The sequence below is a fragment of the Aphanothece hegewaldii CCALA 016 genome, assembly GCF_003007785.1.
Lineage (GTDB): Bacteria > Cyanobacteriota > Cyanobacteriia > Cyanobacteriales > Microcystaceae > Chroococcus > Chroococcus hegewaldii.
Map to the genome: position 1 here is coordinate 210,069 of NZ_PXOH01000004.1, position 19,187 is coordinate 229,255.

The 19,187-nt window shown below is 40.0% G+C and carries 23 protein-coding genes and 1 tRNA gene; 14 read left to right on the top strand and 10 right to left on the bottom strand.

What is annotated here, in order from left to right; genetic code table 11:
• Positions 1-13: 13 nt before the first annotated feature.
• The 3 genes from C7H19_RS05620 to murA all read right to left on the bottom strand — a co-directional run bounded on the left by C7H19_RS05620 (position 14) and on the right by murA (position 2,867).
• The gene (locus C7H19_RS05620; protein ID WP_106455906.1) at positions 14-913 is read right to left on the bottom strand and encodes an ROK family protein; all 900 of its coding nucleotides are present in this window, start codon (positions 911-913) and stop codon (positions 14-16) included.
• Entirely contained in the window at positions 910-1,443 is a 534-nt protein-coding gene (gene def / locus C7H19_RS05625; RefSeq protein WP_106455907.1) for a peptide deformylase, read from the bottom strand. The genes C7H19_RS05620 and def overlap by 4 nt, the downstream gene beginning before the upstream one ends.
• 89 nt (positions 1,444-1,532) lie before the next feature.
• On the bottom strand, positions 1,533-2,867 hold the full coding sequence (gene murA / locus C7H19_RS05630) for a UDP-N-acetylglucosamine 1-carboxyvinyltransferase (protein WP_106455908.1): 1,335 nt from the start codon (positions 2,865-2,867) through the stop codon (positions 1,533-1,535).
• 176 nt (positions 2,868-3,043) lie between these two features.
• On the opposite strand from murA, the gene C7H19_RS05635 reads away from it, so the two are divergent.
• From C7H19_RS05635 to C7H19_RS05670, 8 genes are all read left to right on the top strand, one after another.
• Positions 3,044-3,127, top strand: a tRNA-Leu gene (locus C7H19_RS05635).
• A 14-nt stretch (positions 3,128-3,141) separates the two neighbouring features.
• The gene (locus C7H19_RS05640; RefSeq protein ID WP_106455909.1) at positions 3,142-3,927 is read left to right on the top strand and encodes a TrmH family RNA methyltransferase; all 786 of its coding nucleotides are present in this window, start codon (positions 3,142-3,144) and stop codon (positions 3,925-3,927) included.
• Between the two features lie 52 nt (positions 3,928-3,979).
• Positions 3,980-4,327, top strand: a complete 348-nt coding sequence (locus tag C7H19_RS05645) for a rubredoxin (RefSeq protein WP_106455910.1) — start codon at positions 3,980-3,982, stop codon at positions 4,325-4,327.
• A 78-nt stretch (positions 4,328-4,405) separates the two neighbouring features.
• Complete coding sequence (locus tag C7H19_RS05650; RefSeq protein WP_106455911.1) at positions 4,406-5,413, top strand: photosynthesis system II assembly factor Ycf48; 1,008 nt, start codon at positions 4,406-4,408, stop codon at positions 5,411-5,413.
• An 81-nt stretch (positions 5,414-5,494) separates the two neighbouring features.
• Positions 5,495-5,743: a cytochrome b559 subunit alpha gene (gene psbE, locus C7H19_RS05655; RefSeq protein WP_106455912.1), complete on the top strand. Its 249-nt coding sequence runs from the start codon at positions 5,495-5,497 to the stop codon at positions 5,741-5,743.
• 29 nt (positions 5,744-5,772) lie between these two features.
• Positions 5,773-5,907, top strand: coding sequence for a cytochrome b559 subunit beta (psbF, locus tag C7H19_RS05660; protein WP_106455913.1), 135 nt, complete (start codon positions 5,773-5,775; stop codon positions 5,905-5,907).
• Between the two features lie 12 nt (positions 5,908-5,919).
• The gene (psbL, locus tag C7H19_RS05665) at positions 5,920-6,039 is read left to right on the top strand and encodes a photosystem II reaction center protein PsbL (RefSeq protein ID WP_106455914.1); all 120 of its coding nucleotides are present in this window, start codon (positions 5,920-5,922) and stop codon (positions 6,037-6,039) included.
• 46 nt (positions 6,040-6,085) lie between these two features.
• Positions 6,086-6,205, top strand: coding sequence for a photosystem II reaction center protein J (locus C7H19_RS05670; protein WP_106455915.1), 120 nt, complete (start codon positions 6,086-6,088; stop codon positions 6,203-6,205).
• A 62-nt stretch (positions 6,206-6,267) separates the two neighbouring features.
• On the opposite strand, the gene C7H19_RS05675 is transcribed toward C7H19_RS05670, so the two are convergent.
• From C7H19_RS05675 to C7H19_RS05685, 3 genes are all read right to left on the bottom strand, one after another.
• The gene (locus tag C7H19_RS05675) at positions 6,268-7,149 is read right to left on the bottom strand and encodes an NAD(P)-dependent oxidoreductase (protein WP_106455916.1); all 882 of its coding nucleotides are present in this window, start codon (positions 7,147-7,149) and stop codon (positions 6,268-6,270) included.
• 68 nt (positions 7,150-7,217) lie between these two features.
• Positions 7,218-7,454 (bottom strand): 50S ribosomal protein L28, encoded by a 237-nt coding sequence (gene rpmB / locus C7H19_RS05680; RefSeq protein WP_106455917.1) that lies wholly within the window; start codon positions 7,452-7,454, stop codon positions 7,218-7,220.
• A gap of 104 nt (positions 7,455-7,558) precedes the next feature.
• The gene (locus C7H19_RS05685; RefSeq protein WP_106455918.1) at positions 7,559-8,311 is read right to left on the bottom strand and encodes an amino acid ABC transporter ATP-binding protein; all 753 of its coding nucleotides are present in this window, start codon (positions 8,309-8,311) and stop codon (positions 7,559-7,561) included.
• A 170-nt stretch (positions 8,312-8,481) separates the two neighbouring features.
• On the opposite strand from C7H19_RS05685, the gene C7H19_RS05690 reads away from it, so the two are divergent.
• Complete coding sequence (locus C7H19_RS05690) at positions 8,482-10,041, top strand: ABC transporter permease subunit (RefSeq protein ID WP_106455919.1); 1,560 nt, start codon at positions 8,482-8,484, stop codon at positions 10,039-10,041.
• A 33-nt stretch (positions 10,042-10,074) separates the two neighbouring features.
• Here the strand turns inward: C7H19_RS05690 and dtd are convergent, their stop codons facing one another.
• Positions 10,075-10,518, bottom strand: a complete 444-nt coding sequence (dtd, locus tag C7H19_RS05695) for a D-aminoacyl-tRNA deacylase (protein ID WP_106455920.1) — start codon at positions 10,516-10,518, stop codon at positions 10,075-10,077.
• Between the two features lie 53 nt (positions 10,519-10,571).
• Here dtd and C7H19_RS05700 point away from each other — a divergent pair, with 53 nt between their 5' ends.
• Positions 10,572-11,318 (top strand): Uma2 family endonuclease, encoded by a 747-nt coding sequence (locus C7H19_RS05700; protein WP_106455921.1) that lies wholly within the window; start codon positions 10,572-10,574, stop codon positions 11,316-11,318.
• A gap of 25 nt (positions 11,319-11,343) precedes the next feature.
• On the opposite strand, the gene C7H19_RS05705 is transcribed toward C7H19_RS05700, so the two are convergent.
• On the bottom strand, positions 11,344-12,447 hold the full coding sequence (locus C7H19_RS05705) for a CobW family GTP-binding protein (RefSeq protein WP_106455922.1): 1,104 nt from the start codon (positions 12,445-12,447) through the stop codon (positions 11,344-11,346).
• Positions 12,448-12,871: 424 nt separating this feature from the next.
• A complete protein-coding gene (locus C7H19_RS05710) occupies positions 12,872-13,276 on the bottom strand; it encodes a hypothetical protein (RefSeq protein ID WP_106455923.1) in 405 nt (134 codons plus the stop codon).
• A 278-nt stretch (positions 13,277-13,554) separates the two neighbouring features.
• On the opposite strand from C7H19_RS05710, the gene fbp reads away from it, so the two are divergent.
• The 4 genes from fbp to C7H19_RS05730 all read left to right on the top strand — a co-directional run bounded on the left by fbp (position 13,555) and on the right by C7H19_RS05730 (position 18,057).
• The gene (gene fbp, locus C7H19_RS05715; protein ID WP_106455924.1) at positions 13,555-14,616 is read left to right on the top strand and encodes a class 1 fructose-bisphosphatase; all 1,062 of its coding nucleotides are present in this window, start codon (positions 13,555-13,557) and stop codon (positions 14,614-14,616) included.
• Between the two features lie 191 nt (positions 14,617-14,807).
• The gene (zwf, locus tag C7H19_RS05720; RefSeq protein WP_106455925.1) at positions 14,808-16,337 is read left to right on the top strand and encodes a glucose-6-phosphate dehydrogenase; all 1,530 of its coding nucleotides are present in this window, start codon (positions 14,808-14,810) and stop codon (positions 16,335-16,337) included.
• 62 nt (positions 16,338-16,399) lie between these two features.
• Positions 16,400-17,761 carry a glucose-6-phosphate dehydrogenase assembly protein OpcA gene (gene opcA / locus C7H19_RS05725; RefSeq protein ID WP_106455926.1) on the top strand — a complete coding sequence of 454 codons (1,362 nt, stop codon included), beginning with the start codon at positions 16,400-16,402 and terminating at the stop codon, positions 17,759-17,761.
• Positions 17,762-17,847: 86 nt separating this feature from the next.
• Entirely contained in the window at positions 17,848-18,057 is a 210-nt protein-coding gene (locus C7H19_RS05730) for a hypothetical protein (RefSeq protein ID WP_106455927.1), read from the top strand.
• 22 nt (positions 18,058-18,079) lie between these two features.
• On the opposite strand, the gene C7H19_RS05735 is transcribed toward C7H19_RS05730, so the two are convergent.
• The gene (locus tag C7H19_RS05735; RefSeq protein WP_106455928.1) at positions 18,080-19,075 is read right to left on the bottom strand and encodes a pentapeptide repeat-containing protein; all 996 of its coding nucleotides are present in this window, start codon (positions 19,073-19,075) and stop codon (positions 18,080-18,082) included.
• Positions 19,076-19,187 lie beyond the last annotated feature (112 nt).

The following is a 19,187-nucleotide window of genomic DNA, read 5'->3' on the forward strand; positions in this document are numbered from 1 at the left end:
TTAAGAGTATTTTTTATTCGGGTTTTTGAGCTACTATCTGCCATGCTAATTTTGCAGCCCCAACCATTCCCGCATTATTTCCTAATTGGGCTGTTAATAATTTTAATCCGACACGAGAAATCGGTATCACTCGTTTTTCAATTTCTTGATAAGCTGATGGAAGGAAAAATTTAGCACTTGCACTCACGCCACCACCGATAATAATAGCTTCTGGCGTTAGGACATAAATTAGACTCGCTAAACCTACTCCTAAAAGTCTGCCGTATTGATGCCAAAAATGGATCGCGTCTTTGTCTCCTTGTTCGGCTGCTAATCCTAATTCTATAGGTTCTTTTCCCGTCTGACGGCGAATCGCTCCGATTGAGATATATTGTTCTAAAGAGCCTTGATTCCCGCTATTACAAGGCAGTCCATCTAAATTAATTGTAATCAATCCTAACTCGGCGGCGGCTCCCTGATGACCTGTAAATAGCTTACCATCGAGAATAACTGCTCCTCCGACTCCCGTTCCTAAAGTCAAAAGAATTAAATTTTGGTACTTTTGTCCTGCACCTAACCAAGCTTCGCCTAAACCCGCACAATTGGCATCATTCGCTATGATAGTCGGTAGATTTGTTTTGCGTTCTAACCATTCTGCTAAGGGTACATCATGCCATCCTGATAAGTTTATCGCAACAAGAGCGACTTTTCCGGATACGTCGGCAGGCCCTGGGGTTCCAAGTCCGATGGCTAAACAAGTTCCATCAGTATTGATTTGTTGAACGGCTATTGCGATCGCTTTTGTTACTGCTTCTGGGGTTGCGGGTTGGGGTGTCGGAATAGTTAAGGAACTTAAACAGGTTCCCGAAGCTAAAAAGCGACCTAATTTAATCGCTGTTCCCCCTAAATCAATCCCAATAACCGTTTTACTCATTGCGTTTCCTGTAACAGTTGCTCGTACTCTTGCTCAGTATAAAGGTCTTGTGTACTTTCTAGACGGTCTAAAAAGACTAAACCATCCAAATGATCTAACTCATGTTGAATAATTCTGGCGACAAAATCACTAAATATTTTACGCTGTAAGTTTCCTTCTCTATCCTGATATTCTACTTTGATCGTCTGATAACGCGGCACTAATCCCCGCAAAGAAGGTACACTTAAACAGCCTTCCCATCCTTTTAGCCGTTCACCCCAAACATCGACAATTGAAGGGTTAATCATCGCGGTGGGTTCCATTTCTGGCGCGTCAGGATACCGAGGGTTAGGGCGAGAGGCGACAATAAACAAGCGATAAGACTGGGCAACTTGCGGAGCAGCTATCCCCACTCCATTAGCACATTGAGCAGTTTTTGTCAAGTCATCAATTAAATTTTGGATGATGGGATCACTGATATTTTCTACGGGAGAAGCAATCTGTCTTAAAATTGGGTGTCCCAATTGGGCAATCTGTAAAACCTCAGTCATGTATGTTTAATTAGTAGGATTATTTTTAGATCATAGCTAATCTACCTCACCCCCAACCCCTCTCCTACAAGGAGATGGGGGAGCTAGAATCAAGACATCACTTCAGTCTTTTTTGATAGATTAAGAAAAGGATCATCCGCTAATGGGGTGACGCGCCGTAGGGAAGCTCCTAAGCGTTGTAATTTAGCTTCTATATTGTCGTAACCGCGATCAAGATGATGTAATCCTTGAATAATTGTGGTACCTTGTGCTGCTAAACCTGCAACGACTAAAGCAGCAGAAGCGCGTAAATCAGTCGCCATAACGGGTGCACCTGATAGGAATGGTACTCCTTGAACTAAAGCCACATTTCCCTTTACTTTAATATCCGCGCCCATGCGTTTTAACTCGGCAACATGACGCAGACGGTTTTCAAAGACGGTTTCAGTCACTACGCAACTCCCTTCACTCAGCGTTAGTAATGCCATAAACTGAGCCTGCATATCAGTCGGAAAACCAGGATGAGGTAAGGTTTCAATATCAGCCGCTTTTAGTTCTCCTGGAATGATTCGCAAACGACGAGGCTCTTCAACGATGATTTTTGCGCCGATTTCCTGTAGTTTGGCAATAACGGGGACTAAATGATCGGGCAGTACGGGATACAAGCTAATTTCTGAATAAGTAATTGCACCAGCGATTAAAAAGGTTCCTGCTTCGATGCGATCGGGAATAATCGGATAATCGGTTGTGCCTAAACGCTCTACCCCTTCAATAATAATTGTATCGGTTCCGGCTCCAGAGATTTTTGCACCCATTGAGTTACAAAAGTTAGCTAAATCCGATACTTCTGGTTCTTTGGCTGCATTTTCAATGATGGTAACACCTTCGGCGAGGGTTGCCGCCATCATAATTGTTTCAGTGGCTCCCACACTCGGATAATCTAAATAAATTTTGGCTCCCGTTAAGCGTTTCCGACTTCCTTTAAGGTTAGCGTGGACAATTCCATGTTCAATATAAACCTCAGCCCCCATCGCCTGAAGTCCTCTTACGTGTAAATCTACAGGTCTTTCCCCGATCGCACAACCCCCAGGTAAAGGGACTTTAGCTTCTCCTAAGCGGGTTAATAATGGGCCAATGACGAAGAAACTAGCCCGCATTTGAGAAACAAGATCATAAGGGGCGTGAGATTGAACCAAATGACGCGCATCAATGTCTAAAACATTACCTTGTTGAGTAATTTTGATCCCCAACGCGGATAAAATTTTTCCCATGCGAGCAATATCGGCCAAAGACGGCACATTAGTAATTCGGCATTCATCGGAACATAATAACGCTCCGGCCATAATCGCTAATGCTGAGTTTTTCGCTCCGCTAATCGTTACTTCTCCAGATAAAGAAGTACGTCCTTTGATTTCAAGATAGGGTTGATTGTCAGAAATGAGCATGGAATTATCCGTTAATCTAAATGGGTGTTTTATGATGAAAATCCTTCAGAACCTAGAGAATCATATCGGATTATTTCACAATTTTGCTAAGAATTCTATCTAAAAGATAGTTATAAAGTTAGCATATTGACTTATTTTTCTAGATTATTTATAATGGTTGTTTGTGTGTAGAAACTGCGGAACTGGCGGAATTGGTAGACGCGCTAGATTCAGGTTCTAGTGTTCGCAAGGACTTTCGGGTTCAAGTCCCGAGTTCCGCATCAAAAAATAACAGATGATTAGCAGTTTACAAAATCCTTTGGTTAAGCAAATCCGCTTGTTACATCTTCCTAAAGGGAGACGAGAACATCATCTCTTTTTAATTGAAGGAACACATCTGCTTGAGACGGCCTGTGAGGTGGATAGTTCCATCATGACAGTCTGTTTTACACAGCAATGGCAAGAACAGCATTTAGAATTATCTGAACAAATCGCAAAAAAAGCGAAAAGGGTCGAAATTGTCACAAAAGAAGTTTTAAGCGCCTTAGCAACAACCGTTAACCCTGATGGTGTGATTGCAACAGTTGAGCGAAAATCGTTTCAAAGTATCTCCCCAAAAACTCTAAGACTGGGATTAATTTTAGAACGTTTACAAGATCCTGGTAATTTGGGTACAATTATTCGGACTGCAGCAGCGACAGAAGTCGAGCAACTTTGGTTAAGTTCAGATAGCGTAGATTTAGATCATCCTAAAGTAATTCGCGCTTCTTCGGGTGAATGGTTTCGTTTACCGATGACGGTGAGTGAAAATTTAGCAGATGTGATCAAAAATTATCAAAAGCAAGGGGTACAAATTATCGCTACTAACCTGAATGCGACTAAACTCCATTGGGAAATTGATTACACTCAACCCAGTTTAATTATACTGGGGAATGAAGGAGCAGGATTATCGGAAAGCTTAACCTCATTAGCTGATTGTGCCGTGAAAATTCCCTTAGCGGGTCAAGTTGAATCCTTGAATGTGGCGATCGCTACTGCCGTAATTTTATATGAAGCGCGACGACAACAGATGAAAGTGTAACTTTGTGCGATAATTTGTAACAGAGTTTAAAGATTTGCTTAATTTTAAAGCCATGAGCGAACGACCCAAAGAACTCACACTGGCAGAACTTGCCTCACCTAATTACGAATGTCGTGCCTGCGGCTATGTTTACGAACCCGATAAGGGAGATAGTAAAGCCAATATTCCGCCAGGGACTGCATTTGAAGAGTTACCCACTAACTGGAAATGTCCCGTATGTGGTGTTCCGCGTTCCCAATTTGCTAATGTTGGGGCGACTAATGCTCCTTCGGGTTTTCAGGAAAACTTAAATTACGGTTTAGGGGTCAATAACTTGACACCTGGACAAAAAAGTCTTCTGATTTATGGAGGACTCGTTGTAGCCTTCCTCTTCTTTCTGAGTTTATACACTTTAAACTAAGCTCCCAAAAGATAAATTTTGCTTTAAATTCAGGGACTCAAAAACCCTGCCTTTCTTTAACGGTCTATGAACTTATTAATGAGAAGACTAAAACAAATCGTAATATTACTTATCGTTTGCGTATTCTGTATCAGTTGTAGTCGTCTGCCTTCAATTAGCTATAACCCTTGGAAAGTGTTAAATTTACAAACTGACGCTACTTTTTCTGATGTCGCATTTACATCAGATCCAAATCACGGTTGGTTAGTCGGAACCAAAAATGCTTTATTTGAAAGCACCGATGGGGGCGAAACTTGGCAAGAAAGAAAGCTTGACCTAGGAGACGAAAAAGTTAGCTTTAATGCGGTTAGTTTTGATGGTCAAGAAGGCTGGATCACGGGGAAACCTGCTATCCTATTACATACAGAGGATGGTGGTAAAACTTGGTCACGGATTCCTTTGAGTGATAAATTACCAGGCGCACCCGATGGCGTGATTGCCCTAGGACCGCAAACGGCGGAAATGGTCACAGATTTAGGGGCGATTTACCGGACTAAGAACGGAGGTCGCACCTGGCAAGCCTTAGTAGAAGGTGCAGTTGGTGTTGCCCGCACGATTGAACGTTCTACAGATGGTAAATATGTTGCTGTTTCTGCTAGAGGGAATTTTTACTCGACTTGGACACCTGGCGACTCTGAGTGGAAACCCTATAATCGTAATTCTTCTCGACGTTTGCAGCGTATGGGTTACAGTGAAGATGGTCGCATTTGGTTAATTGCTAGAGGTGGACAACTTCAATTTACTAAACCCGATGTGGCTAACTTGGATGAAGAGGGGGCATGGGATGAAGTTATTTATCCTGAACCCGGTACCAGTTGGGGTTTACTAGACATCACCTATCGAACTCCCGAAGAAATTTGGGTTGCAGGTGGTAGCGGTAACTTACTGGTTAGCTTCGATAATGGCAAAACTTGGGAAAAAGATCGAGAAGTAGAAAGTGTACCCACTAATTTCTACAAAATTGATTTTATCAGTCCAGATCAAGGTTTTATCCTTGGTCAAGACGGGATAGTACTCAAGTATACTCCCAAAGCCGAAGCGGCCTAAAACTTGTGTAGAGACAAGATAATTCTCTATTATAGACATTGGATTTTTTTACATCAATAACCTTGTAGGAGAGAACAAATTATGTCATCAGGTAGTACCGGAGAACGCCCCTTTGGCGACATTATCACCAGTGTTCGTTACTGGATTATTCACAGCATCACCATTCCGATGTTATTTGTTGCGGGTTGGTTATTTGTCAGCACAGGTCTAGCTTATGATGCTTTTGGAACCCCTCGTCCTGATGAATACTTTACCCAAGATCGTCAAGAATTACCAATCATTTCTGACCGCTTTAAAGCAAGTCAAGAAATTCAAGAGTTTAAGAAGTAAATCTAAAATAGAGAAGGAGCATTCATACGATGGCAACTCAAAACCCCAATCAGCCCATTACTTATCCGATTTTTACCGTCAGATGGTTAGCGGTTCATACGTTAGCTGTTCCTAGCGTCTTTTTCATTGGCGCAATTACCGCAATGCAATTTATTCAGCGATAGGAGAAGCCGAAAATGGAAAGAAAAGTCAACCCCAACAGACAGCCCGTTGAATTAAACCGTACTTCTTTGTACCTCGGTTTATTGTTGATTGCTGTTCTCGGTATTCTATTCTCCAGTTATTTCTTTAACTAGACGAATTCATTAGATCATTTTTAGAAGCAATTAGGAGGATAAAATTATGTTCGCTCAAGGTAGAATTCCCCTTTGGATCGTTGCAACAATCGCTGGTATGGGCATTATCACTGTTGTTGGAATTTTCTTTTATGGAGCCTACGCTGGTTTAGGTTCTTCAATGTAAACTTTATTTTTCTTAGCATTAAACCGCAGATTTGTCAATAGTCTGGCGGTTTTTTTATATTTTTACTCATCCTTTAGATAAGCGCGAATCATAGCTTGTGTGCCTTGTTGTGCACCTTGGTCTAATTCGGCTACAATTTTAAATAAGCGATCGGCTAATTCAACACCAAGTAAATTTTCTTCACTAGCGGCTACAATTTCTTGAACAAATCGTAAATCTTTTAGGATATGTTTAATCATAAAACCGGGTTCTAAATCTGATGCGACAATTTTCGGTCCTAAATTCGATAAGGCCCAAGAACCTGCCGCCCCTGTTTGACAAACCTCTATCATTAAACTAGGGTCAATTCCCTGGATTTTTGCCATATAGATCGCTTCACACAAGGCTACCATATGAACCGCCCCTAAAACCTGATTACAGAGTTTCACCGCTTGCCCACTACCCACCGCACCACATAAACGGATGGTTTTGCCTATTGCTGCGAAATAAGGCTGACACTCAATAAAATCTTGTTCTTCTCCACCCACCATTATCGTTAGTGTTCCCTTTTGTGCGCCGATATCACCGCCCGACACAGGCGCATCGAGAAACCGTAAATCATATTTTTCTAATTCCGAGGCAATCTTTTTAGCTGCTTGAGAACCGATCGTACTTAGATCTACAATTAATGTACCCACTTGGGCAAAATGAATCACCCCATTATCCCCTAATAAAACTTCTTCAACATCGGCAACATCTCCGACACAGGTAAAAATAATTTCAGCCGTCGCTACAGCTTCTTGAATCGAATCTACCACATTCGCCCCAGATTGTTTGACGATTTCTACACCTATTGTGTTTGGGGTACGATTCCAAGCATTGACAGAAAAGCCATGACGTACTAAATTAACGGTCATTGGTGCGCCCATTACGCCGAGTCCAAGAAAAGCCAGTTGGTGAGCCATTAGTTAAGATCCTAAAAAAACAAAAGGGGTATTGAAACCCCAAGTCCTGTTCATTTATACTACAGAAATTAGTAGTGATTAAGATTAATCCCAGCTTCTTTCGCCATTGCTTGAATCCCTCTGGTTTCAAGGGTTTTAATGGCTTTAGTCGAAATACGGAGTCTAACCCAACGGTTGCCCTCTGCCCACCAAATGCGTTTCCATTGTAGGTTAGGTTGTTGTAGTTTTTTCGTCCGACGGTGCGAGTGGGAAACAGCATAGGCATTATTCGCCTTTTTGCCAGTCAAGTCACATCTACGAGACATATGATTATCCTCCTATGGGTAATAATTGCCAACTTCTTATCTTAACTAAAATTCTCCCCCTAACTCAAGGAGAAGAATAAAAGAAGGAGAGTTGTTGAAAAAAATTAGTTATTAATGCGACTTAGGAAAGCTTTAAGACGATCGCTTTTTGGATTATTAAAAACAACTTTAGGATCTCCATCCTCTTCGATCACACCTTGATTAAAAAAGAAGACTCGGTTAGCGACTTCTGAAGCAAACTGCATCTCATGGGTAACAACAACCATTGTCATTCCTGCTTCTGCCATTTTCCGCATCACTTCTAAAACTTCGCCAACGAGTTCGGGATCGAGTGCGCTAGTCGGTTCATCAAAGAGAATCACTTCAGGTTTCATACATAGACTGCGGGCGATCGCCACTCGTTGTTTTTGTCCTCCTGAAAGTTGATCGGGATAAAAATCGGCTTTCGCGGACAATCCTACTTTATCTAGGTAATACATTGCTCTATCTTTACATTCACTGTCTGGATGCTTGAGAACTTTACGAGGAGCTAACATCAAATTTTCTAAGACCGTCAAATGGGGAAACAGGTTGAAGTGTTGAAACACCATATTGACCTTACTCCGCATTGTTCTCAAAGCGGTTTGGCTCACTTTTGAGGAAGACATATCCATCCCCATTACTTCTAACTGTCCACTGGTAATGGTTTCTAAACGATTCAGACAGCGTATAAAGGTTGTTTTACCACATCCAGAAGGGCCAATTACTGAAACGACATCGCCCTTATGAATTTGACTCGTTACTCCTTTCAAAACTTCTAGAGAACCAAAGCTTTTGCGTAAATTATTACAGGATATAACGGCTGTCGAATCTGGCATAACTTTAAAAATTAGCTGATTTATCTATTTCATCTAAATTATCGTAGTTTTTTCAGGCTTATTGTATGTGATGTTACATTTTGCAACAAGTTTAGGATTGATACTATCGATGGCATCATATCCTTAAAACTTATATAACTTATCTCAATATTGAGAAGGAAATTATAAAAATGTTTAAATTTAGGCGGTTTAAAAAAATACGGGGTTTAGCGCTCGGTGTGATTGGACTAATTATAGCTTTGACTCTTAGTGCAATTCCAGCGATTTCTCAAGATAGCAAACCTTTAAGAATTGGAACTGAACCGACTTTCCCCCCGTTTGAAATGCAGGATAAGAATACGGGAAAACTAACTGGGTTCGATATTGAATTATTAGAAGCAATTGGGGAAGAATTAAAAAGACCCATTGAGTGGGTAAGTTTACCCTTTGATGGATTGATTCCCGCCTTACAATCGGGTAGTATTGATGCAGCCGTTTCGGGAATGACAATTACACCAGAACGCGCCCAAACTCTCAGTTTTTCTCGTCCCTATTTTAAAGCAGGTTTAGCGATCGCCGTTCAAGAAAGCAATGATAGTATTAAATCTTTTGATGATTTAAAAGGAAAAAGAATTGCTGTTCAAATTGGGACAACCGGTGCAAGTACAGCCACTGCAATTGAAGGTACGAAAGTTTCTCAATTCGATTCTGCTGCTTTAGCTTTACAGGAACTATTAAACGGAAAAGTTGATGCTGTTGTCAATGATGCAGCCGTAACTCTTTACGCGGTGAAAGAAGCAGGATTAAAAGGTGTTAAAGTAGTTGGAGAGCAAATTACAGAAGAATATTATGGAATTGCTTTACCCAAGAATTCACCCTTGGTTAATGATATCAATAATGCTTTAAGTACGCTTTTAGAAAACGGCAAATATGAAGCAATATTTCAAAAATGGTTTGCGGGAAAAGCACCACCATTACCCGCAGTCGCACCGGGTTTACAAGGAGAAACAAAATCGGGTTTTGCTTGGGGTGATACCTTCCGTAGACTAATTTTCTACGGTGTTCCTTGGACATTATTATTAACTTCTTTGTCTTTTTTGTTTGGTTTATTGGGTGGAACTGCGGTCGCAATTGCGCTGATTTCTCCCTACAAATGGCTAAAAGTTATCTGTAGAATTTATGTCGATTTCTTCCGAGGTACGCCGATGTTGGTGCAGTTATTTATTATTTATTTTGGCTTACCTGCACTCTTTAAAGGAATTGGACTTGATTTTAGTTTAGATCGACTTCCGGCGGCGATTATTGCTCTTAGTTTAAACGTTGCTGCTTACTTAGCTGAAATTATGCGCGGTGGGATTGAATCCATTGATAAAGGACAGTGGGAAGCTTGTCAATCTTTAGGTATGAATTCAGTAGAAACGATGAAAGAGGTCATTTTTCCGCAAGCATTTCGCCGAATGTTGCCCCCTCTAGGAAATGAATTTATTACCTTAATTAAAGATACCAGTTTAGCGGCGGTAATTGGTTTTGAAGAGTTATTTCGTCAAGGACAATTAGGGGTAGCAACCACTTATAAAGCGTTTCAAATTTATATTGCAGTTGCTCTTGTTTATCTGGTTCTAACAACCTTAGCTTCTTATTTCTTTAAATGGTTAGAAAAACGGATGGACCCTCTCAAACAAGCTGAAGCAAGAGCGAAAAAAGCCGCTTTTACAACAAGTAACGATCGCGCAACTGTTGGTAGTAAATAATAACATGATGTAGAGACGTGCTATAGCGTGTCTCTATTTTTCTAAAATTAAAGTAACTGGGCCATCATTTTCAATACTCACTTGCATCATTGCGCCAAATTGTCCTGTTTCTATCTTTAAACCACTGGTTTTTAACTTTTCGACAAATCGATTATAAAGTTTTTCGGCTTGTTCGGGGGGTGCTGCATCACTAAATGAAGGACGACGACCTTTACGACAGTCTCCATATAGCGTAAATTGACTAATGACTAAAATTTCGCCTTGAATATCTTGTACTGATTTTTCCCATTTTTCGCCATCGCTTTCGGCTGGAAATAACCGTAATTCTAAACATTTTTTCACCATCCAATCTAATTGAATGTCTGTATCGGTTGTAACAATTCCTAGTAATAAATTTAAGCCTTTATCGATTTTTCCAATTATTTGATCATTCACTTTCACCTGTGAAGATTTGACCCGTTGAATTACAACTCGCATAAATCAATATATAATTTAGATTGATAGAACAATAGTATTGTTCATTTTAAATTATGGTACAGTTTGACCCAACTTTACAACTTCCTACCAGTGACGAACTTCTCGACTCGGACGATTTACCTGTGGATAATGAATTACATACTCTAGTCCCTAATTTTCTGCGTTTTATCCTGAGTTTTATCTGGTCGAGTCGTTTAGACTGGTTTTTTGGGGTTAATATGGGAGTATATCATACTACAGGCATTAATCTAAAAATTCCGATTGTTCCCGATGGTTTTCTGAGTTTAGGAATTGATCGACTTTTACCAAAACGCAAAGGAAAATTACGCTCAAGTTATGTGGTTTGGGAAGAAAAAAATATTGTACCCATTTTCGCCCTAGAAGTCGTCTCACAAACACCTGGCGATGAATATGACGAAAAGATGGAAATCTACGCAAAATTAGGCGTATTGTACTATCTTATCTATAATCCCGAATACTGGCTAAGAGATCAACACGAACCCTTTGAGATGTATCGTTTAGTGGATGGAATTTATCAAAGACTTATTAGTGAACCGTTTTGGATGCCTGAAGTCGGTTTAGGAATTGGACGAGCTTGGGGCATACACGATCGCGTTGAGCGTGAATGGCTATACTGGTATGATGAGCACAGAAGGCGTTATTTGTCTCCAGAAGAACAAACACAACAAGCTCAACAACAAGCCTTAGAAGCCCAACAACAAGCCCTAGAAGCGCAAAATCGTAGTCAACAATTAGAAGAAATATTGCGATCGCTTGGTGTTGATCCAAACACAATATAGGGTGGTTTAGTCCACCCCGTAATAATTATTTACCAAATCCTTTACCGCGTGTGGTAGAAGGTAAACAGAGACAATGATTAATCTGTTCTTTGAGTTTTTCGTGATCCAAATTTTGCCCGATTAAAACGAGTTGATTTTTCGGTTTTCCTTTCCATTCGTCGTCTTCAATAGTAAATCGTTTTCCACTCAAATGAAAAATATGACGTTTTGGACTTTCATCAAACCAAAGAATACCTTTAGCACGAAAAATATTTGCGCTTAATTGATTATCGAGAAAATATTGGAATTTACGAATTGAAAAAGGTTGATCACTTGCAAAAGAAATCGAAGTAAAACCATCATTTTCTAAGTGATCAGAATGGTGATGATGATGCTCATGAGCATGGTGGTGATGATGCTCATGATCATCATGATGACAGTGTTCATCGTGTACATGATCGTGTTCGTGATGATCTTCAACTTGATCAAAATATTGCTCAGAATCAAATAAACCAACACTTAAAATAAGCGGTAAAGAAACCTGAGATTTAGTGGTACGAAGAATTCGCGCATCTTGTTTGATTTCTCTAATTCTGACTTCTAAAAGGTCAACATCGGCTTCATCCACCAAGTCAGTTTTATTTAAAACAATAACATCTCCGTAAGCAATCTGACTGTAAGCCGCTTGTGAATTAAATAAATCTAGACTAAAATTAGCACAATCGACAAGGGTAACGATCGAATCGAGTCGAGTCATATCGCGTAATTCTGTGCCTAAAAAAGTCAGCGCAACGGGTAAAGGATCGGCTAAACCCGTAGTTTCAACCACTAGATAATCAATTTTTTCAGGACGTTCTAAAACCTTATAAACAGCTTGCACAAGATCTTCATTAATCGTACAGCAGATACATCCGTTGTTGAGTTCCACCATATTTTCATCGGTAGTGACAATTAATTCATTATCAATACCAATTTCACCAAACTCATTAACTAAAACGGCTGTCTTCAAACCTTGCTGATTCGTCAGAATATAATTAAGTAAGGTCGTCTTCCCACTACCGAGGAAACCTGTAATAATCGTTACGGGTAAACCCAACTTTGGGGTATCCATCGCGTCGGAGGTTGTGACTTGTGCTTCAACTGGTTGCATATTATTTTTACAAAGATAACAGTATCTTTTTCCATGATAAAAGGATCTTTGGGTGAGTACCGCATTCATGCGCTTCGATTTTAAACCTAAAACCTATCTAAAATGATTTAAATCGGGTGACTTTTTGCCACCCATGTTTTGACTATTACGCTTAAGCCCGTTCAGAACGGTTAACGGGGTGGAAAAATGGTCAGGGTTGCGGAATTGCCCGTAAACCGATGGAAGCCTGGCAACTACAATAAATTTGGGGTTCAATCTCGTCTTGCTGCCGTTATGTATGCTTTCAAGAAATTAAGCCTTGTCAACCTTTAAAAGCACAAAAAATGCCAACCTACTTATCTACCTTTTTTTAGCAGTAAATGTACTAATTCACCCTTACGCCTCGAAAAAATAGGGGTAATGTGTGGTCCCCCCTATCGGTAATTTAAGGATTTTGAGAAAAAACAATTCTACTGAAAATCGCTAAAATTCCTGCGGTAAGAACACCAATGATGCTTAAAAAAGCAATCATAAAGGTATTGAAACGAGTATCAATACTTCCTAAACGTGCATTGTTATCATCAAGTCTTTTTTCAATGCCTTTTAGCTGTTCATCGGTTTTAGCGATATAAACATCTAACTTTTTCTCAAGAGCATCTATTTTACCGTCTAACTTTTTCTCAAGAGCATCTATTTTCTCGTCTAACTTTTTCTCAAGAGCATCTACTTTCTCGTCTAACTTTTTCTCAAGAGCATCTACTTTCTCGTCTATTTTTCGGTCTAACTCACTAAACCCATTGTTAATTAAATCTTCTAACCGCTTTAAATCGCCTTCTGTAAGTGTGGACATTGAGTGCTAAACTCCTATTAGTAGAAAGATTTTTCCATCCCCCAGAGTTCCTACATTTGGGGAGTTAATTATATTATCGGTTATTCGGCTGTTATCTCGTTAAAAAGCCAACACCACTATACCGTATGAAAGCGTATTGCGTAGCTTGCCTAGCAGAAAGAAAGATTTTAATGTCTCTTTAATAAATCCCCTGTTTTTTTTCCCTAAGATAGATCAATAGTAGGGAGCTTTCGCCTTAAAACAGGTTTAGCTTAAAGTCAGGAGTAAAATAATTAATCATGACAAGCACTCTTCAATCCTTTAACATTCCAGAACAAGCATTAGATCGAGATTGTACAACTCTTTCGCGCCATGTTCTACAGCAATCAGAAAGTTTTTCCCCAGAAGCACAGGATCTTAGTGCGATTATGAGTCGTATTGCCCTTGCTGGAAAATTAATCTCTCGTCGTCTCAGTCGTGCGGGTTTAATGGCGGATGTCTTGGGATTTACTGGGGAAACGAATGTCCAAGGGGAATCAGTGAAAAAGATGGATATCTACGCCAATGAGGTGTTTATATCAGTTTTTAAACAAAGTGGGTTAGTCTGTCGCCTTGCTTCAGAAGAGATGGAAAAACCTTATTACATTCCCGAAAATTGTCCCATTGGTCGTTATACCCTATTGTATGACCCGATCGATGGCTCATCGAATGTCGATATTAATATTAATGTTGGTTCAATCTTTGCAATTCGTCAACAACAAGGCGAAGATCTTAACGGAGAAGCAGAAGATTTACTACAACAAAATGGACGACAGCAAATCGCTGCGGGTTACATTTTATACGGACCTTCGACCATGTTAGTTTATTCTATTGGTCGTGGCGCTCACTCGTTTATTCTTGATCCCAGTTTAGGGGAATTTATTCTCGCTCAAGAAAATATCAAGATTCCCGAACATGGGCCAATATACAGCACTAATGAGGGGAATTTCTGGCAATGGGATGAATCTATTAGAGATTATACTCGTTATGTCCATCGTCATGAAGGATATACCGCCCGTTATAGTGGAGCATTAGTCGGCGATATTCATCGAATTTTAATGCAAGGTGGTGTTTTCTTGTATCCTGGAACGGTGAAAAATCCACAAGGAAAACTCAGATTACTTTATGAAACAGCCCCGTTAGCCTTTTTGATTGAACAAGCGGGAGGACGTGCCAGCAATGGAGAGCAAAACTTATTAGATATTGTGCCAGAAAAACTACATCATCGAACACCCCTAGTCATTGGTAGCAAAGAAGATGTTAACTTAGTTGAATCCTTTATCAGTGAACACAAACGTAGACAAACTGATACATTATCTTGAAAATATTTGTGAGTAAAGGGAGTATTCTCACAGTCATTAATATTAATCAAAAAGGCAAGAAAGTTCAAATAGGAACAGCCAGAGCAGTCATTAAAAGTCAAGAATTTTTGATTACCTTAAGGAAGGTTTTATAGATAAACCTTAATTCTGACCGCTAAACTTAAAACTATCAAGGAGCAAAATTCAATTCTATGGTCACATTATTAGAAAACCCGTTTCGAGTTGGACTATCACAACAAAAAACCCCAGAACCTTCTATACTCGTCATTTTTGGCGCATCGGGTGACTTAACCCAAAGAAAGCTAATTCCTGCGATTTATCAACTGAGAAAAGAAAGAAGACTCTCTCCAGAAACAACGATCGTCGGTTTTGCGCGACGTGAGTGGAGCCATGATTATTTTAGAGAACAAATGCGCCAAGGCGTAGAAGAATTTTCCGATGGCATTGGGAATGAGGAGATTTGGGCTGATTTTGCTCAAGGATTGTTTTATTTTTCGGGTAATATGGATGAACCCGAAAGTTATGAGAAATTAAAAGTTTTTTTAGACGATTTAGACGGAAAACGCGGCACTAGAGGAAATCGAGTCTTTTATTTAGCCGTATCGCCGAACTTTTTCCCACCTGGTATTAAACAACTGGGTGCAGCAGGAATGTTAGCAGATCCCCTAAAACATCGACTGGTGATTGAAAAACCCTTTGGTAAAGATTTAGGATCAGCCCAAGCGTTAAACCGCATCGTACAGAAAGTTTGTCAAGAAAATCAAATCTATCGCATCGATCACTATCTAGGCAAAGAAACCGTACAAAACCTCTTAGTCTTCCGTTTTGCAAATGCGATTTTTGAACCCCTTTGGAACCGTCAATTTGTGGATCACGTTCAAATTACAGTAGCCGAAACCGTTGGCGTAGAAGAACGAGCGGGCTATTATGATAAATCGGGTGCTTTGCGAGATATGGTGCAAAACCACTTGATGCAGCTACTTTGTTTGACGGCGATGGATGCCCCAAATGCCCTTAATGCTGATAGCATCCGCAATGAGAAGGTGAAAGTCTTACAGGCAATGCACCTAGCTGATATTCATAACCTAGAAAAATCAGCCATCCGAGGACAATATACAGCCGGTTGGATGAAAGGTAAACCCGTTGCGGGATACCGAGAAGAACCTGGCGTAAATCCCGAATCGACAACCCCTACCTTTGTTGCATTAAAATTAATGGTAGATAACTGGCGATGGAAAGGAGTTCCGTTCTATCTGCGTACCGGAAAACGTCTACCGAAAAAAGTTTCGGAAATCGCCATTCAGTTTCGAGAAGTTCCTTTACTCATTTTCCAATCGGTGGCTAATCAAACTAATGCAAATGTACTGAGTATGCGAATTCAGCCAAACGAAGGGATATCTTTACGCTTTGAAGCAAAGATGCCAGGTGCCGACTTACGCACTCGTACCGTTGAAATGGATTTTAGTTATGGCTCATCTTTTGGTGTAGCGACTGCTGAAGCTTATAGTCGTCTTTTGCTGGATGCGATGAGTGGGGATCAAACCCTCTTTACACGGGCGGATGAAGTCGAAGAAGCATGGCGTGTCGTTACCCCCGCATTATCCGTCTGGGATGCCCCTTCTGATCCGTCAGCAGTTCCCACCTATGAAGCAGGAACTTGGGAACCCACCGAAGCCGAATTTTTACTGAACCGCGACGGTAGACGATGGAGAAGACTTTAAAAAGTGAATCCTCAAAAAGAAAACTTAAAAGTTAATTAAAACCCGAATACCCATAACTGACTATGACTACACAATCCCCTTCTCTAGTATCTTTACAAGCTCCCAAGGATGTCTCAATTGATGATATTGAGTCGGAATTACGCCGAATTTGGCAAACATACAGCAATAATGATGACGGTGTTTCCGCTATGCGGGCAACGACTTTCACTTTTATTGTTTATGAACCTGAAGCCACACAACAACTTTTAGCGGCTTTAGGCTTTTATACGGGTCCTATTGATGGAATTGCTGGCCCCCGTACAACGGCGGCGATTAAATCCGCTCAAAAAAGCTTTGGTATGGAGGTTACCGGAACTTCTGATCCTGCTTTCTCCAAAAGAGTACAAGAAGAATTCGCACTAAAAAAAGCCGAGGGAAAACTAGAAAGTAAGATCGTTAATACCTATGCGCCCGACTTAGAGGGTAGTAATATTGCAGATTCGATCGCTGCTTCTAACCCTTGTCGAATTATTACACTTTGTCCGACGGCTGAGGAAGATGAAGGCGTAACCGCACAAGTATCGGCTTATTGCCCCATCAACAAACGAAATCAGAATACATTGATCTGCTGCGAGTATATTACACTCAAAGGAACAGCTACTGCCCTAGAGCGAATCAGTGGTCTTCTCTCGGAATTAATGATCAGTGATCTGCCTAAATTTCTTTGGTGGAAAGCAAGCCCTGAAAGCGAATATGGTCTGTTTAAACGCTTGATCGAACATTGTGACACCATAATCTTTGACTCTAGCACTTTTATTAATCCTGAAGAAGATTTACTCAAAATTGGACAACTGCTAGAACATGATGTACCAGTTGCCGATCTCAACTGGGGCAGAATTGCCGCTTGGCAAGAATTAACGGCTGAAGCTTTTGATGCGCCAGAACGACGCGACGCAGCGATGGAAATTGATCAAATTACGATCGACTACGAAAAAGGCAACACCGTACAAGCCTTGTTGTATCTGGGTTGGGTAGCGAGTCGTTTAAAATGGCGACCCGTTGCTTACTCCTACGAAGGGGGCGATTATGATGTGAAAAAAGTCACCTTTACCAATAGCGAAAATCGTACCATTACTGCTGAACTAGCTGGAATTCCTTTAGCAGACTGGGGTAATGTTTTGGGGGATCTCATTAGTTTACGTCTTAGTTCGACGAATCAAGAGGCGGACTGTTGTACTGTATTGTGTTCAGAAACGGCGGGCTGTATGCGAATGGAAGCAGGAGGCGGCGCACAATCTTGTAGAATTCAACAAGTTACGTCTTTAGCTGATCAAAAAACAGAACAGTTACTCAGCCATCAATTACAACGCTGGGGACTGGATGTATTGTATGCAGAAAGCATGAAAATTGCTTACGAAATTCTGATGTTAAGCAAATCAGAGTAAACAAAATTAGGGGGATTTTCCCCCCTTTTTCGCACAAATTGAGAAAATTGCTAAGATAATAAGGACTAATTTTTAAGGTAAGTTTTATGACTCAATTTATTGACCCTCTTAAACAACAAACAAATAATGACGAACTTATTTTGCATAAATCTTTTGAAGATGATGCGTGGTTAGATTCTGAATTATCTCAACTTGATGAATATGAACCTTATGATTGGGGCAATCTTGATCCATTAACATTAGGAAAAGCCGTAATGTATATTCCTGAAGTTGGGTTTATTATTGAAGGTGATTAAGATGATGTCTAATCCCTTTGATTTAAGGATGAACGCTACCATCTGGCATTGTTGCTTCAGTTAAATTAATATCACTTAAGCTACTATTTTTTAACATTGCTCCTCGTAAATCGGCATTAAGTAAGGAAGCGTCAGTTAAATTAGCTCCTTGTAAACTAGCTTCTATTAAAGCGGTTTCGTGGAGAAGTGCATAACTTAAATTAGATTTTGTAAGAATGGCTTTTGATAAATTTGCTTCGCTGAGATTCGCTGAACTTAAATTAATTCGACTGGATAAAAGAACCGATTGTAAATTAAATTCTGATAAACTAACAATACTTAAATTAATTTCTCGAAAAACAGCACCACTTAAATTAGCACCTTTTAAATTAGCTCGACGGAGACTAGCTCTTTTTAAAAAAGCATTTTCTAGATTAACTTGTCGAAGATAACTATTACTTAAATCAGCTTTATAAAGATTAGTATGACTTAAATCAGCCCCATTGAGATTAGCCCCACTCAAATCGGCTCGACATAAATTAGCTCCACTGAGATCAACGCCCGATAAATTAGCTTGTCTCAAATCGGCTCGACATAAATTAACGCCAGTTAAATCAATTCCTGTTAAATTTGCTCCTCTCAAATTCGCGCAACTTAAATCCGCATTAATCAATTTAGCCTGTCTCAAATTGGCTTCACTAAAATCCGCACCCGTGAGAATTGCACCCTGTAAATTTACCCAACTTAAATCAGCCTCACTAAAATTAGCACTCGCTAAATTAGCTTCAGTTAAATTGGTTCCTAATAACTTCGCATGATTCAAATCCGCACGGTTTAGATTAGCATGACTTAAATCGGATGCACTTAAATTCGACCAATCCAAAGAACAACGACTTAAATTAATGTCCCTAAGATTAAGACGAATCAGATCAATTTGTTGAAGATCGACGGCTCCGAACTCACGCTCACCTTGTTCATATCGCCAGATTAAATCTTCAGCATTTAATTGTTGATGAAATGTGACCCTAGAATCTAGCATTAAGGAGTGATTAGCCTTGACAAAAGCGCCGATAGTATGTCTATTTCTAAGATACTTCATCTTTAATCTTTTTGTCCTCAGAGAATTTAAGGAATTTTTTCTCAGTATTTTT